A 14779-nucleotide genomic window follows, 5' to 3' on the forward strand; every position below is an offset into this window, starting at 1 on the left:
CACGCAGCGAAATAAAGGAGGAGGGGCGCAGCCCCGGGGGACATTCGCGGAGGGGAGTACCCGGTGGCCTGTGCACAAGCCCTGAACAGCAGCGCCAAGAACAATGACGCCCTGAACAAAGCCCCCCATAACGCACAAAGCGATCAACCACAGATGGCAAGAAACATAGAGATCAAGGCCCGCATCGACAGTGTGGAACGCGTTGCCCAATTGGCAGCCCAACTCGCCGATTCAGGACCCATCGAAATCGCACAGGACGACACCTTCTTCCGCTGCGAGAACAGCGCAGACCGTCTCAAGCTGCGCACCTTCGCGCCCGATCGCGCCGAGTTGATCTTCTATCGCCGTGCGAACAGCAGCGGCCCGAAGGAATCGTTCTATTTGATCTCGCCCACCACCACGCCCGACACGCTGCGCGAATCGCTCACGCTTGCCTGGGGCCAGGCCGGCCGTGTGCGCAAGCAGCGCCGGCTCTTCATCGTGGGCCGCACGCGCGTGCACCTCGACCGTGTGGAAGGGCTCGGCGAATTCCTCGAGCTTGAAGTGGTCCTGAAAGAAGGCGAACCCGCCGAGGCTGGTGTGGCCGAGGCCCATGCGCTCATGGCGCAACTCGGCATCGCGTCCGACCAACTGGTGCAGGGCGCCTACGTCGATCTGCTGCAGCAGGCCGCCTGAGCGCTGTCGTCAGCGCCAGCCCGCGGCCTTGAGCTGGTTTGCGAGCTGCTCCGCGACTTTGGCGTAGCCCTGCGCGTTGGCATGAATGCGATCGGAGCGCAGCGACGTGTCCGACAGCACGCTCGAATACACATTGGCAACCAGCAGCGCCTGCCCCGACTTCGCAACTTCCTCGTAGAACGGTGCATCGCTCAGCGAGCCTACAGCCGCGCGCATCGCATCGGGCGCCGGCGTGGCAAGCAGCGCGACATAAGGCGTGTGCGCGCGTGCCTGGCTCACAAGCGACGCGAGGTTCTCGCGCGTGGCCGAGGGCGACACGCCGCGCAGCATGTCGTTGCCCCCGATGCCGATCAGGATCGCGTCATAGCTTTCCGCGGCCAGCAGCGCCGGCAAACGCTCCAGCGCTCCTGCCGACGTGTCGCCGTTGATGCCCGCGTTCTCGATCTGCCAGCCGGTGAGCTCACCCAGTTTCACGGGCCAAGCCGCGCCGGGCGGTGCGCCGTAGCCGAAAGTCAGGCTGTCGCCCAGGGCGAGCACGCGGGCATCCGATTTCAACGCGGCGGTGGAAGGCTTGCGCTTGCCGCAGGCGGCCAGGAGGGCGGCTGCGGGCGCGCCGGCCAGCAGGTGGAGGAGGTGTCGTCGCTTCATGCTGCGCGCGAGCTTAAACGCAGTCGAGGAGGAACCGCGAACATGCGCCGCCCCGTTCAATCGGGACGTTTGAAGAACCGGTACAGGCCGGCAACCACCATCACGGCGCCCAGGAACGCGACGGCCGTCTGGCCGCCCTCGTAGCCGCCCACGCCAGCGGGCGGGCCCGTCATGAACCACCGCAGGAGCATGCCTCCACCCCAGATTACGCCGATGGCACCGATGATCTTGTCGCGCATATGTGATTGATGGCGCCTCCAGCGCCTGATGATCTGTATTTGCATTGTCCCCAAAGCCCTCACGCTCGGCGCAAATCACCTATGCAAGACCGGGATTGAAGGACAACGCGCCGCCCGGATACCAGCGCTTACGCGATTTCACCTGACGGCGACCTGATGTGCTCCGGGCAGACACAAGCGCCACTGACAATGGACTCGTCATCAACACGAAGGAGTTCCAGATGATCATCAAGTCAAAGAGCATGGCCGTCGCTGCTGCGGCGCTCGCGATGTGCATGGCCGCGGGAAGCGCCTTCGCGCAAGACCGTGGCCACGATCGCGGTCATGACCGCGGCGACGACCGAGGCAATGGCCGCTATGAACAACAGCATCGCCAGTTCGATCGGCACGACAACCGGCGCGGCGACCGCAGTGACCGCGGCGATCGCTACAGCCGTGAGGACTATCGTGCGGGCCGCCACTTCGACCGCCGCGGTTATCCGCAACCGCATACCGAATGGCGCCGCGGTGGACGCGTGCCCCACGAGTACCGTGGCCGCAACTACGTGGTGAACGACTACCGTGCCTATCAACTGCAGGCGCCGCCCCGCGGCTACCAGTGGGTGGGTGTGGGCGGCGACTATGTGCTCGCGGCCATTGCCACCGGATTGATCGCGCAGATCATCGTGGGCAACCAGTAAGCGCCAAGCGCTCAAGCCTTCGCCATGCGCGGGCTTGAATGAAGAGAAGACCGTCGCAGGAACCTCCTGCGGCGGTCTTTTCGTTTTGCGAGGAGCGAAGCTCTCAGGCCGTGACGGTGGGCAGCGACTGGGCGCACACATTGCGCCCGGTAATGGTGAGCCGCAGGCCGCCGCCATGCCATTCGAGCCAGTTAAGACTCACATACGCTTCGATGTCGCTGTCGTCGATGCGGTCGGCTTGGCGGCTTTGCAGCAGCTCCACGGTGGCGGGCAACGCCCGTCTCAGCCGCTCACGCCGTTCGGCGGCGTCGGCCGCCTTGAGGGCGGCCTTGGTTTGCTGTTGCTGCTGCGGGGTCGATGCCATTGCTGATCCGTTCCGGGAAGCCAAGGAATTAACCCGAATGTACGCTCCCTGTGTGAAGCCTCATGCTTCTTTTTTAAACCTGTTGCTCGGAGCGTCGAATACGTTGCATCCGCGCTAGATTTCGTAGTGCGACCCCTTCGCTTCGCCGCCCAGAGCCTTTTCGACGACGGCTCGCGTCAACGTGGGTGCGAACGATTCGATGAACGCGTAGACGTACTTGCGCAGGTAGTTGCCGCGCCGCACGGCAAGCTTGGTCAGGTTGATGCCGAAGAGCCGGCCCGCATCGAGTGCGCGCAGCTGCGTGTCGCGCTCGGCCTCGTAGGCCACGCCGGCCACGATGCCCACGCCCATGCCCAATTGCACGTAGGTCTTGATCACGTCGGCGTCCATGGCCGACAGCACGATGTTGGGCGAGAGCCCGCGCTGCGCAAAGGCCTCGTCGATGCGCGAGCGGCCAGTAAAGCCGGTGTCGTAGGTAATGAGCGGAAAGCGCGCCAGCGCCTCCAGCGTCAATGGCGCGTCGAGCAGCGCATGGCCCGGCGGCACCACCACCGAGTGCGTCCAGCGGTAGCAGGGCAGGGCCACCAGCTGGGGGTAATCGCCGAGCGCTTCCGTTGCAATACCCACGTCGGCTTCGCCGTCGATCAGCATCTGCGCAATCTGCTTGGGCGAGCCCTGGTGCAGGTGCAGTTTCACGTTGGGAAACTGCGCGCGAAATTCCTGCACCGCCACCGGCATTGCATAGCGCGCCTGCGAGTGCGTGGCCGCCACCGAGAGCAGGCCACTCTGCTGCGCCACGAACTCCTGTCCTGCATGCCGCAGGTTGCTGCTCTCCATCAGCATGCGTTCGATGATCGGCAGCACATGGCCGCCTGGCTCCGTGAGCCCGGTAAGCCGCTTGCCTGCGCGCACGAACAACTCGATGCCCAGTTCTTCCTCCAGCTCGCGGATCTGCCGGCTCACGCCCGGCTGGGAGGTGTGCAGCGTGTTGGCAACCTCGGTCAGGTTGAAGCCGCAACGAACGGCCTCGCGTACCGAGCGCAGTTGTTGGAAGTTCATCTGGCGCGAAGGGATCCGAGAGAGGACGAGAGAGGGAAAACGGTGACAGGCCCGCAGCGGACCGCCCGGCGATTCTCGGCAGAAGCGCTTATGCGGGGAACGATGCGTTTGTTGGTTTCACATGAGCAAATCATCTTTGCGGGCCTGCTGTATTGCGTCCGCAGGCCCGATTTGCAATTTCGCACGCATGTGCTAAAGTAGGTGCCATGGACGCCAAGACCCAGAAAAGCGAACTCACCCGCACCGCCATCATCGGTGCGGCGATGGACGTTGCGTTGACCGAGGGGTTGGAAGCCATCACGTTGCAGGCGGTGGCCAGCCGCTTGGCGCTTTCCAAGAGCGGCGTGTTCTCCCGCGTGGGTTCGCGCGAGGCGCTGCAGAAGGCGGTCATCGAAGAATACGGCCGCCGCTTCCTTGCCGACGTGTTCGTGCCCGCCATGCAAAAGCCCAAGGGCCTTGCACGGCTCAACGACATCGTCGACCGCTGGATTGCCCGCACCCGCGACATCGAAGCCGAAACCGGCTGCATCTACACGGCGGGCGCGTTCGAGTACGACGACCGCGAAGGCGAGCTGCGCGACCTGCTGTTCAGCGAGGTCACGCGCTGGCGCGCCGCGCTGCGCCGCACCGTATTGCAGGCGGTGGAAACCGGCGAGTTCCGGGCCGACACCGATGCCGCTCAGGTGGTCAGCGAAATCAACGGCGTCATCATCGGCCTCCTGCATGACGCGCGCTTTCTGCGCGATCCACAAGCCGCCGACCGCGCCATGCGCACCTGGCAGCGGCTTCTTTCCAGCTACCGCGCCTGAGCCATCGGACGGGTCGTCTTCTTCGTTTTGTTCGGATCAATTTCGCACAACCGTGCGATAAAAAGGAGCAGCACCATGCTGATCATTGCCCTCTGCCTCGTTGTCTATGTGGGCGCCATCGGCGCCGAAACCGTCCGCGATGCGCTGCGCAGCCTGCCGCGCAGCAACGACGACTGGGTCTGGTTCTGAACGCGGGAGCCCATTGAATGACGAGCACCAGCAGCACCTCTTCGTCCGCGGCAGCGCATGCCGCGCAATCGAACTACTACCGCCCCAGTCGCCTGATGCGCGCGGTGCGCCTCGGCCTGACCACGTCGGAGCGCCTTTGGCCCGCATTGGGCGTGCGGGCGGCCCATCGCATCTTCGGCACGCCGCTGCCGCTCAAATGGCTCTACCGCGCACAGGCACCCGGCGCCGGATGGCGGCGCGAAGCCTGGAGCTTCGAGAACGCGAGCCTCGGGCTCTATCACCTCGCCACGCAGGATTCAGGCGCGGAATCCGCGCCCGTCGTGCTGCTGGTGCACGGCTGGGGCGGGCACGCGGGGCAGATGCTGACGCTGGCGGAGGCCGTGGCCAGTGCGGGCCTGCGGCCGGTGCTGCTCGAGCTGCCGGCCCATGGCCGGAGCGCCGGCATGATGAGCAACGCGCCGCAGTTCGCGCGTGCCATCTCGTACGTGGTGGCAAGGCTCGTGGCAGACGGCCATGCCCTTCGCGCCGTGGTCGCGCATTCGATGGGTGCCAACGCGCTCGGGGTGGCCGCCGCGCAGGGCCTGCGCGCCGAGCGGCTGGTGCTGCTCGCACCACCGGCTTCGGCGCGCGAATTCACGCGCTACTTCACGCACACCTTCGGGCTGAGCGAGAAGACGCGGCTCGCCATGCAGCGGCTGTTCGAGGCGCAGGAAGGCTTCCTGATGGCGCAGCTCGAACCGGCCGCCGTCGGGCCGCGTATCGTGCAGCCGACGCTCATCGTGCATGACCGCGACGACCGCGTGAACCGGTTCGCCGATGCGGAGGCCTACCGCGATGCGATCATGGGGGCGCAGCTGGTGGCCACGCAGGGGCTGGGGCACCGCCGCATCCTCAAGGAAGAGGCCGTGATCCAGCAGGTGACGCGCTTCGTTGCGCGTGGGGACTGACCGAAAGCCAGAGGCGGTGTGGGCCGGGCAGCCCTCCCGCCGGCCGGGCGCTCAGCGCGCCGGCGTGGGCGAGGCGTCGGGCAGTTCGATCTTGATGTCGAGCACTTCCAGGTCGTCCTGCTTTTCCAGGTGAACCTTGATGTCCTCGGCATTGATCTTCACGTATTTGGAGATCACCGCCATCAGCTCGCGCTGGAGGTCGGGCAGGTAGTCGGGGCGCTTCTTGCCGCTGAGGCTGGACCGCTCGTGCGCGAGGATGATCTGCAGCCGCTCTTTGGCGACGCTGGCCGTCTTCTTCTTTTCGCCGAGCAGGAACGAGAAAAAGGACATGGCCTACTTGCCTCCAAAGATTCGCTTGAAGAAGCCCGGCTTTTCCGCATCGACGAAGCGCATCGGGCGGTCCTCGCCCAGGAAGCGCGCGACCACGTCGCTGTAGGCCTTGGCTACGTCGGTTTCCTTGTCGTGGATGGCGGGCACGCCCTGGTTGGACGCCTGCAGCACGCTTTCGGATTCGGGAATGACGCCGATCAGCTTGATGCGCAGGATGTCCTGGATGTCTTCCAGCGAAAGCATCTGGCCGCCGGCCACGCGGTTGGGGTTGTAGCGGGTGATCAGCAGGTGCTCCTTGATGGGGTCGCCGCCTTCCTTCGCCCGCTTGGTCTTGCTGCTCAGCATGCCCAGGATGCGGTCGGAGTCGCGCACCGAGGATACCTCGGGGTTGGTCACCACCAGCGCCTCGTCGGCAAAGTGCATGGCCATCATCGCGCCGGTCTCGATGCCCGCGGGCGAGTCGCACACGATGTAGTCGAAGTCCATCGCGGCCAGGTCGTTCAGCACCTTTTCCACGCCCTCTTGCGTCAGGGCTTCCTTGTCGCGCGTCTGCGAGGCAGCCAGCACGAAGAGGTTGTCGCACTGCTTGTCCTTGATGAGCGCCTGGCTCAGGTTGGCTTCGCCCTGGATCACGTTGATCAGGTCGTACACCACGCGGCGTTCGCAGCCCATGATCAGGTCGAGGTTGCGCAGGCCCACGTCGAAGTCGATCACCGCCGTCTTCTTGCCCGCGAGCGCGAGGCCCGACGCAAAGCTGGCGCTCGTCGTGGTCTTGCCGACGCCGCCCTTGCCTGAGGTCACCACCACAATTTTGGCCATGGCCATTCCTTCTTGTTTCGATTCGGTTGTTGGTTTTTAAGATTCGCCGCGGCCCGTCAGGGAATCGCGTCGATCACTAGTTTTTTGCCATCGAGGCGTATTTGCGCCGGCTTGCCGAGCACCGGGTCGGGCAGCGGCACTTCGTTGGTGCGGTAGATGCCCGCAATGGCCACCAGCTGCGCTTCCATGCAGGTCGAGAAGATGCGCGCCTCGGTGTTGCCGCGCGCGCCGGCAATCGCCTTGCCGCGCAGCGGCGCGTACACGTGCACGTTGCCGTCCGCGATGACCTCGGCGCCAAAGCTCACCACCGCGGTGACCACCACGTCGCCGCCGCGGGCGTAGACCTGCTGGCCCGAGCGCAGCGGCTTGTCGATCACCAGGGTGCCGTTGGCGGGCACCGGCACTTCGCGCACGATCTGCGGCGCCTCGCTGGCGGGCGCCGGGGAAGCGGCCGGCGGTGCCGGGGCGCGCGGCGCGGGCGCCACCGGCATGGCCGTCAGCGAGAGGCCGGCGGCGCGAGCCGCGGCATTCTGGGCGTCGTTGCCCCCGCGCACCGCAATGGGTTGCGTCTGGTGGCGCGCCAACAGGCCGCGCAGCGCCGCAAAGTCGAGCTCGGCGGGTTCCTCGCCGCTCTCTTCGTCGGCCTGGAGTTGCGACAGGTCGATGACCACCGGCTCCTGCTCGAAGAAATCGGGCGAGTCGGCCAGTTGCGCATCGAGTGCCTCGGCCAGTACGGTCAGGTCGGCCGTCTTGAGGATCACTGCAATCAGCGGCAGCGTGGCGCTTTTGAATTCGAAAACCGCCTTGGTGCGCGCGGCGGAGACATCGGCCATTGGAAAACGTCGGTGCGAAAAGCGTTGGAGTCTAACGGGCGCGGGCTTCGGGCCGGCGACCGGCCCGCGCATCAATCACCCGACACAACACTTCTTGCACGGCGTTTCACTTTTAAAAGGCTCAGGCGTTGCGCGATCGGCCCAGCAGTGCGTAAAGAATGATCGCGCCGAAAGTGGCGGTTCCGATGCCGCCCAGAGCGAAGTCGCCGAACTTCAAGGTGAAGTCGGCAGTGCCGATGATCAGCGTGATGGCGGCCACGATCAGGTTCTTGTTCTGCGAGAAATCGACGCGATTGTCGACCCAGATCTTGGCGCCCGCAATGGCAATGAGGCCGAACACCACGATGCTCACGCCGCCCATCACCGGCAGCGGAATCGCCTGGATCAGCGCGCCGAATTTGGGGCTGAAGCCCAGCACCAGCGCAATGACCGCGGCCACCACGAACACCGCCGTCGAATAGATGCGCGTGGCCGCCATCACGCCGATGTTCTCGGCATAGGTGGTCACGCCGGTGCCGCCGGCGGCACCGCTCACCACCGTGGCAATGCCGTCGCCGATGAAGGCGCGGCCGATGTAGGGGTCGAGGTTGCGGCCCGTCATGGCCGTAACCGCCTTCAGGTGGCCGAGGTTTTCCGCCACCAGGATGATTGCCACGGGTGCGATCAGCAGCATGGCATTGGCCGTGAACACCGGCGTGGTGAAGGTCGGCAGGCCGAACCACGCCGCGTTGGCGATGCCGCTCAGGTCCACCGGCTTGCCCAGGCCCATGCCGTTGGTCAGCGCCGCATAGACCACGGTGGCCAGGATGAGCCCGACCAGGATCAGCAGGCGCTGCAGCATGCCGCGCGTGAACACCGCCACCAGCCCCACGCAGAGGAAAGTCACGGCCTGCATCCAGGCGTCGAAGTTGCCGGCCGCCATGTTCTTGACGGGCACGCTCGCCAGGTTGAGCCCGATCACCGCCACCACCGCGCCGGTGACCACCGGCGGCATGAAGCGCTCGATCCACCCCGTGCCCACGGCCTGCACGATGGCGCCGATGAGGATGTAGATCACCCCGCAGGCCACGATGCCGCCCAGCGCCACCGCAATGTTCGCATTGGGCCCCTTGCCCGCGTAGCCTGTGGCCGCAATGACCACACCGATGAAGGCGAAGCTCGAGCCCAGGTAGCTGGGTACCTTGCCGCCCGTCACCAGGAAGAAGATGAGCGTGCCGATGCCGCTCATCAAAATGGCGATGTTCGGGTTGAAGCCCATGAGGATGGGCGCCAGCACCGTGGCGCCGAACATCGCAATGACGTGCTGCACGCCCATGGCGCCGGTCTGCAGCCAAGGCAGGCGTTCGTCGGGCGCGACCACGCTGCCCTCGGTGGCGGCGACTTCGCGCCAGCTGAATAGATTGCTCATGAGTGGTTATCTCCTCGGTAGTTTTATGTGCCTTGTGGGCTTCTTCCGGCCGCTTTTTCGGCCCGCTGCCGCCCGCGTGCCGGGCGCGCGTCTGGTCGCTAGCGCGGCGGCAGCACCGCCATTGTGATGCGCGAGACGCAGGTCAGGTCGCCCGCGTCGTTGGTCATGTCGATCTGCCACACCTGCGTGGTGCGCCCGCGGTGCACCGGCCGCGCGGTGCCCGTGACCCAGCCGCTGGTGGCGGCGCGGATGTGGTTGGCGTTGATGTCCAGGCCCACCGCCCGGTCGCCCTCCGGCGCCGAATAGTGCGCGCCGCACGAGCCCAGCGTTTCGGCCAGCACCACCGACACCCCGCCGTGCAGGATGCCGTAGGGCTGGCGGGTGCGCTCGTCCACCGGCACGCGGGCGCGGATGAAGTCGTCGCCCACCTCCAGAAATTCCATGCCCAGGGTGGAAACGGCGGTGCCGATGTGGTTGCGGGTCAGCTCTTCGACCGAGATCTCTTTCTTCCAGATGCGCATTCGTTTTCTCCAGTACGGATGTGCTGGAAACTATAGCGATGGCGGCTGACAATGGCAGTCTCCTTTGCGTGCTAACTTGCTGCGATGAAGCGCCCCCTCAGACTCTGGCTTGCCGGCATTGCCGCGGTGCTGCTGCTCGGGGCCGGGGCGCTCGTGTGGGTGGTGAGCACCCGCTTGCCCAGCGACGAAGAGGTGGCCGTCCGGATCTCCGAAGCCTTCGAGAAGCGCTTTGGCGTCGGCCTGAAGGTGGGCGGCGCGCATTGGGCGCTGCTGCCGGCACCCGTTCTCGTGCTTTCCAATGTGTCTACCGACCAGCCCCGCCCGATCACGCTGCGCCGCGTCACGCTGCAGCTCAAGCTCAGGGAGCTGCTGAGCCGGGTGATTGCCGTCGACGAGGCCGAGATCGAAAGCCTGGTGCTGCCGCGTGAATCGTTTCGCGCATTTCGCGGCAAGGGCCCCAAGCCGAAGGAGGGCGGCAATATCGTCGCGCTGCCCGCGCCCTGGACGCTGGCCCCGGTGCCGCTGGAGAAGCTGCGCTGGCGCGACGTGGTCTGGATCGACCGGCGCGACATTGCGCTGGCCTACGACGGCGAAATCAGCTTCGACGCCAACTGGCGTCCGCGCCAGGCGCGGCTCGAACGGGCCGGCGCATCGCCTCCCGCCCGGCTGCGCCTTGACCGCGCCGCCGCAGGGCAGGACCGGTGGCGCACCCGCATCGATGTGGGCGGCGGCACGTGGAACGGCGTCACCCTGCTCGAAACGCTGCCGGACGACAGGCTGCGCCTGTCCGCCGAACTCGAGCCGCGCCAAGTCGACCTCGAAGGCCTGGTGCAAGCCTTCGGCCGGCGCACCGCGGTGTCGGGCAAGGTGTCGGGCTATTCCCGGCTGGTGGCCGAGGCCGACGAACTGGGCGCGCTGATTCGCAGCCTGCACACTCGCACGACCTTCTCGGTGCGCCCCGCGACGCTCACCGGGCTGGACCTGGCCAAGACGGTGCTCACCGCCGGCACCGATCGCAGCGGCACCACGCCGCTCGACGAGCTCACCGGCACTCTCGACACCCAGGGCACCGAGGACGGCATCGTGCTGCGCTACACCAACCTCAAGGCGCGCTCGGGCGTGCTCACCGCCAGCGGCAACCTGCGGTTCTTCAACCGCAAGCTGGACGGCGAGCTGGCCGTCGATATCGTCGACGGCGTGGTGGGCATGCCGCTCAAGATCGGCGGCACCGCCAGCAATCCCGAGATTTCGCTGACCGGCGGCGCGCTGGCCGGCGCCGCGGTCGGCACCGCGGTGCTGCCGGGCGTGGGCACGGCCATCGGCGCGCGCGTGGGGCAACAGGTGGAAAAGCTGTTTGGCGCCGAAGAGCCCGCAAAGAAGAAAAAAGCCCCGCCGCCGCGGACCACCAGGCCACCGGCGGCTGCACGCTGACGTTTCAATCGCGCGGGCGTATCACCTGCAGGTCGTGGTGCGCTCCGGCATGCAGCCGTGCCACGTCCGCCGCGCGGCGCGTGAGCACTGCGCGCTGGTTGATGTAGCCCTTGTCGGTGATCTCGCCCGCATCGAGGCTCGGCGGCTCGGTGAGCACCAGCGCGCGCGTGGGGCACTGCGAAGATCCCGCGCCCTCATCGCGCAGGGTGCGCAGCACGTCGGCGATCCGCGCGGCCAGGGCCTGCGGCGCAGCCTGGGGAGCGGCAAACACCAGCATGCCGATCTCGTCGCCGTCATGGCCGGTAAGCACCACGTCTTGCACATGCGGCGCCAGCATCGACACCAGCTTGACGCGCAGGGTACCCACCGATACCCAGGTGCCGCTCGAGAGCTTGAAGTCTTCGGCCACGCGGCCGTTGAAGACCACGCCACGTTCGGGCCGGTCGGCATCGGCCAGGTAGCCCGCATCGCCGATGCGGTAGTAGCCCTCGTCGTCGAAAACCTCCGCCGTTTCGCGCGGCGCATGGCGGTAGCCCGGAAACACCGAAACGCCCTTCACGCGCATCTCGAGCTTCTGCCCGTTGGGCACGAACTTGAGCTCCAGCCCCGGCAGCGGCGCGCCGATGCAGCCCGCGCCGTCGAGCTTCCAGTGCGCCGACGTGATGGCGGGCGAAGTCTCGGTCGCTCCCCACGAGGTGGTAAGCCACAGCGGCCGCTCTGGCCGCACGCGCTTGGCCACTGCCTCGAGCCGCTGCCACGTCGACGGCGCGAGCGCCGCCGCCGCGTAGAAGGCCAGCCGCAGCCGCGAGAACACCTCGGCCGCGAGCGCGTCGTCCGCTTCGAGAAAAGGCAGCAGTATGTCGAAGCCGCGCGGCACGTTGAACAGCAGCGTGGGCTTCACCTCGCGCAGGTTGCGCACGGTCTTTTCGATGAGCCCCGGCGCCGGCCGGCCTTCGTCGATGTAGAGCGCGCCGCCGTGGCACAGCACCATGTTCAGGTTGTGGTTGGCGCCGAAGGTGTGGCTCCAGGGCAGCCAGTCGACCAGCACCGGTTTTTCCTGCGTGAGGAAGCGCCAGGTCTGCGCCATCATCTGCTGGTTGGCGCACAGCATGCGATGGGTGTTGATCACCACCTTGGGCTTGCCGGTGGAGCCCGAGGTCAGCAGGTACTTGGCGTGGGTGTCGGGCAGCACGGCCTGGTAGGCCTGCATCACGGCCGGCGTTTCGCTGGCCTGCAGCAGTTGCGCGAAGGGCAGGGCGCCGGCATGCGCGTCGGCATTGCGGCTGAACACGGCAACCGCCTCCACGCCGGAGCCCGCGAGCGCGCCGCCGTACACCTTGGCATCCGATGCATAGATCAATGCCGGTTGCAGCGCCTGCAGCATGCCGTGCAGCCGCGACGGGTCCTTGGCCATCCGCGAGTAAGCGCTCGACAGCGAGCAGGCCGTGCGCCCGATGTGCATGGCCGCGAGCATCAGCACGGCATGGTCGATCGAGTTGTCCGAAAGGATCGCGATGGGCTTGCCCTCGGGCAGCTCCAGGTCGAGCAGCGCCTGTGCCACCGCGCCCACGGCCTGGCGCAGCGCGCGGTAGTCGAGCTTGCGCCAGCCTTCGCCGCTCTCGTCGCGCTCCGCGAAAGCCAGCGCATCGGGCGTTTCCCGCGCCCAGCGCTCGATCCATTCGCCGATGCAGCGCTCATAGGGCTTGAGCGCCATCGGCGAACGCAGCGCGAAGGAGCCGTCGTCGAAGTCGATGCGCACCGTGCGGGGCGGGGCGATCTGGCTCTCGTCTAGGAGGAAGTCGTCGTCGGTCATTTCTAGTCGAGTCTGCCGGTATCGGCTTTGGCGCGAATCAGGTTCAACAGCAGGATGTCGCGGGCGGCTTCGAGGTCGGCCACGCGCCGCGAACCCAGTTCTTCGGCCACGCCCTCGGCCACCTTCTCTTTGAGCTCTTCCGTCATCGACGGCGCGCCGAGGTCCTTCCACCAGTCCTCGATCGATCCGCCCAGATGGGCGAGCACATGCTCGATGCCGCCCGCGCCACCCGAGAGGTGCAGGTTCATGAAAGGGCCCATCACGGCCCAGCGCAAGCCGGGGCCGTGCGCAATGGCGGTGTCGATGTCGGCCACGCTGGCCACGCCTTCGTCGACCAGGTGAAATGCCTCGCGCCAGAGCGCGGCCTGCAGCCGGTTGGCAATGTGGCCCTTGACCTCGCGCTTCACGTGGATCGGCCGCTTGCCGATAGCGGCATAGAAAGCCATCGCGCGTTCGATGGTCTCGGCCGAAGTGCGCTCGCCGCCCACCACTTCCACCAGCGGAATCAGGTGCGGCGGGTTGAACGGGTGGCCCAGCACCACGCGTTCCGGGTGCTTGCATTCGGCTTGCACCGCACTGATGGCCAGCCCTGAAGAGCTCGACGCCAGGATGGCGTGGGCCGGCGCGGCCTCGTCCATGCGCCGGAACAGGTCGACCTTGAAGTCCAGCCGCTCGGGGCCGCTCTCCTGCACGAAGTCGGCCTTTGCTACCGCATCTTCAAGCCGTGCATGAAAGCGCAGCCGTCCGGCCGAAGCCCCTCTAGCCAGGCCGAAGCGTTCGAGCGTCGGCCAATGCGCGGCCACCGCCGCGCGCAGCCGCGCCTCGGCATCGGGCGAGGGGTCGGTGGCGTCCACGTCCAGGCCCTTCGCCAGGAAAAAGGCGGCCCAGCTGGCGCCGATGACGCCGGTGGCGACCACCGCCACGCGCTGAGGGATTTCCGCAGGTCGGAGAGTCGGTTCCATCCGCATCGCCTCAGGAGTCCGCCGTGAAGCCGATCTTCTTCACCAGCGGTCCCCAGCGCTCCGCCTCGGCCCGCTGCGAACGCGCCATCTCCTCGGCCGTGGAACCCTGGGCGATCAGGCCGACCACCGCCAGGCTGTCCGTCACCACCTTTTCCTTGATGGCCGCATTGATCGCGGCATTGGCCGCGGCCACCACGCTGGCAGGCGTCCTGGCCGGCGCGTAGAAGCCGAACCACTCCTCGGTGGTCAGCTCGCCGAAGCCCTGTTCGGCAAAGGTCGGCACTTCCGGCGAGAAGGGCGAGCGCGCCTTGCCCGACGTGGCGATCAGCCGCAGCTTGCCGGCCTTGTGGTTGGGAATGAAGTCGCCGCTGGGGGTGACCATGGCCGCGATCTGCCCGCCCACCACATCGGTCACACCGGGAATCGAGCCGCGGTAGGGCACGTGCTTCAGGTCGACCCCGTTGTTCAGGCCCAGCAACGCGCCGATGAAGTGGGGCGTAGAGCCCGCCGCCGGCGAGCCGTAGCTGGCCTGGTTGGGGTTGGCCTTGGCCCAGGCGAGAAAGTCTTTCACCGTGCGCACATCGGGCGGCACCAGCGGGCCGACTGCAAGGCCATGGTGCATGACGGCGGCAATCGACACCGGCACGAAGTCCCTGGCCGGGTCGTAGCTGAGCTTGCTGTAGATGTGCGGATAGATCGACGTGCACGAGAACGGCGACAGCGCCAGCACGCTGCCGTCGGCCGGCGCGCTTTTCAGGGTTTCGAGCGCGATGCGGCCGCCCGCGCCCGGCTTGTTTTCGACCACCGCCACGTTGCGGGTGTAGGCCGAGCCCGCGAGCTTTTCGCCCACGCGGCGCGCCACGCTGTCGCCCGAGCTGCCGGCCGGAAAGCCGTAGTAGATCTTGACCTGCTCGAGCGCCTGGGCCAGCGCGGCCAAGGGCGAGAGGGTGCCCAGCGCGGTGGCTGCGCCCAGCGTGTGGAGGAAGTGGCGGCGGTTGTTCATGGCATGTCTCCTGTTTTTCTGGCGGGTATATGGCAAGGTTCTGCGGGGG

General features: G+C 66.9%; 17 protein-coding genes. 5 read left to right on the plus strand and 12 right to left on the minus strand.

Going from position 1 to position 14779, the window contains the following annotated elements:
• The first annotated feature begins 153 nt into the window (after window positions 1-153).
• Window positions 154-675: a class IV adenylate cyclase gene (locus V9L20_RS22785; RefSeq protein ID WP_337298349.1), complete on the plus strand. Its 522-nt coding sequence runs from the start codon at window positions 154-156 to the stop codon at window positions 673-675.
• Window positions 676-684: 9 nt separating this feature from the next.
• On the opposite strand, the gene V9L20_RS22790 is transcribed toward V9L20_RS22785, so the two are convergent.
• Window positions 685-1323 carry a GDSL-type esterase/lipase family protein gene (locus tag V9L20_RS22790; protein ID WP_337298350.1) on the minus strand — a complete coding sequence of 213 codons (639 nt, stop codon included), beginning with the start codon at window positions 1321-1323 and terminating at the stop codon, window positions 685-687.
• A gap of 56 nt (window positions 1324-1379) precedes the next feature.
• Window positions 1380-1562: a hypothetical protein gene (locus V9L20_RS22795; protein ID WP_126746597.1), complete on the minus strand. Its 183-nt coding sequence runs from the start codon at window positions 1560-1562 to the stop codon at window positions 1380-1382.
• A 221-nt stretch (window positions 1563-1783) separates the two neighbouring features.
• Here V9L20_RS22795 and V9L20_RS22800 point away from each other — a divergent pair, with 221 nt between their 5' ends.
• Complete coding sequence (locus V9L20_RS22800; RefSeq protein ID WP_337298351.1) at window positions 1784-2242, plus strand: RcnB family protein; 459 nt, start codon at window positions 1784-1786, stop codon at window positions 2240-2242.
• A 103-nt stretch (window positions 2243-2345) separates the two neighbouring features.
• Here the strand turns inward: V9L20_RS22800 and V9L20_RS22805 are convergent, their stop codons facing one another.
• Together V9L20_RS22805 and V9L20_RS22810 are read right to left on the minus strand one after the other, a co-directional pair.
• Window positions 2346-2606: a hypothetical protein gene (locus tag V9L20_RS22805; protein ID WP_126746599.1), complete on the minus strand. Its 261-nt coding sequence runs from the start codon at window positions 2604-2606 to the stop codon at window positions 2346-2348.
• Window positions 2607-2720: 114 nt separating this feature from the next.
• Window positions 2721-3665, minus strand: coding sequence for a CysB family HTH-type transcriptional regulator (locus tag V9L20_RS22810; protein WP_337298352.1), 945 nt, complete (start codon window positions 3663-3665; stop codon window positions 2721-2723).
• 206 nt (window positions 3666-3871) lie between these two features.
• On the opposite strand from V9L20_RS22810, the gene V9L20_RS22815 reads away from it, so the two are divergent.
• Together V9L20_RS22815 and V9L20_RS22820 are read left to right on the plus strand one after the other, a co-directional pair.
• On the plus strand, window positions 3872-4474 hold the full coding sequence (locus V9L20_RS22815; protein ID WP_337298353.1) for a TetR/AcrR family transcriptional regulator: 603 nt from the start codon (window positions 3872-3874) through the stop codon (window positions 4472-4474).
• A gap of 206 nt (window positions 4475-4680) precedes the next feature.
• A complete protein-coding gene (locus tag V9L20_RS22820; RefSeq protein ID WP_337298354.1) occupies window positions 4681-5610 on the plus strand; it encodes an alpha/beta hydrolase in 930 nt (309 codons plus the stop codon).
• 51 nt (window positions 5611-5661) lie between these two features.
• On the opposite strand, the gene minE is transcribed toward V9L20_RS22820, so the two are convergent.
• From minE to V9L20_RS22845, 5 genes are all read right to left on the minus strand, one after another.
• On the minus strand, window positions 5662-5940 hold the full coding sequence (gene minE, locus V9L20_RS22825) for a cell division topological specificity factor MinE (RefSeq protein WP_126746603.1): 279 nt from the start codon (window positions 5938-5940) through the stop codon (window positions 5662-5664).
• A 3-nt stretch (window positions 5941-5943) separates the two neighbouring features.
• Window positions 5944-6759 carry a septum site-determining protein MinD gene (gene minD, locus V9L20_RS22830; RefSeq protein ID WP_337298355.1) on the minus strand — a complete coding sequence of 272 codons (816 nt, stop codon included), beginning with the start codon at window positions 6757-6759 and terminating at the stop codon, window positions 5944-5946.
• 56 nt (window positions 6760-6815) lie between these two features.
• On the minus strand, window positions 6816-7592 hold the full coding sequence (gene minC, locus V9L20_RS22835) for a septum site-determining protein MinC (protein ID WP_337298356.1): 777 nt from the start codon (window positions 7590-7592) through the stop codon (window positions 6816-6818).
• Between the two features lie 121 nt (window positions 7593-7713).
• Window positions 7714-9000, minus strand: a complete 1287-nt coding sequence (locus V9L20_RS22840; RefSeq protein ID WP_258503205.1) for a solute carrier family 23 protein — start codon at window positions 8998-9000, stop codon at window positions 7714-7716.
• A gap of 98 nt (window positions 9001-9098) precedes the next feature.
• Window positions 9099-9521: a hotdog fold thioesterase gene (locus V9L20_RS22845; RefSeq protein ID WP_258503206.1), complete on the minus strand. Its 423-nt coding sequence runs from the start codon at window positions 9519-9521 to the stop codon at window positions 9099-9101.
• An 84-nt stretch (window positions 9522-9605) separates the two neighbouring features.
• On the opposite strand from V9L20_RS22845, the gene V9L20_RS22850 reads away from it, so the two are divergent.
• Complete coding sequence (locus V9L20_RS22850; protein WP_337298357.1) at window positions 9606-10952, plus strand: hypothetical protein; 1347 nt, start codon at window positions 9606-9608, stop codon at window positions 10950-10952.
• Between the two features lie 4 nt (window positions 10953-10956).
• Here V9L20_RS22850 and V9L20_RS22855 read toward each other — a convergent pair whose 3' ends face one another.
• The 3 genes from V9L20_RS22855 to V9L20_RS22865 are packed head-to-tail and all read right to left on the minus strand — an operon-like array spanning window position 10957 to window position 14730.
• Entirely contained in the window at window positions 10957-12765 is a 1809-nt protein-coding gene (locus tag V9L20_RS22855; RefSeq protein WP_337298358.1) for a feruloyl-CoA synthase, read from the minus strand.
• A 2-nt stretch (window positions 12766-12767) separates the two neighbouring features.
• Window positions 12768-13727, minus strand: coding sequence for a 3-hydroxyacyl-CoA dehydrogenase NAD-binding domain-containing protein (locus V9L20_RS22860; RefSeq protein WP_337298359.1), 960 nt, complete (start codon window positions 13725-13727; stop codon window positions 12768-12770).
• Window positions 13728-13737: 10 nt separating this feature from the next.
• Complete coding sequence (locus tag V9L20_RS22865; RefSeq protein WP_337298360.1) at window positions 13738-14730, minus strand: Bug family tripartite tricarboxylate transporter substrate binding protein; 993 nt, start codon at window positions 14728-14730, stop codon at window positions 13738-13740.
• Window positions 14731-14779 lie beyond the last annotated feature (49 nt).

Source organism: Variovorax sp. CCNWLW225, assembly GCF_037204045.1.
Taxonomy (GTDB): Bacteria; Pseudomonadota; Gammaproteobacteria; order Burkholderiales; family Burkholderiaceae_C; genus Variovorax.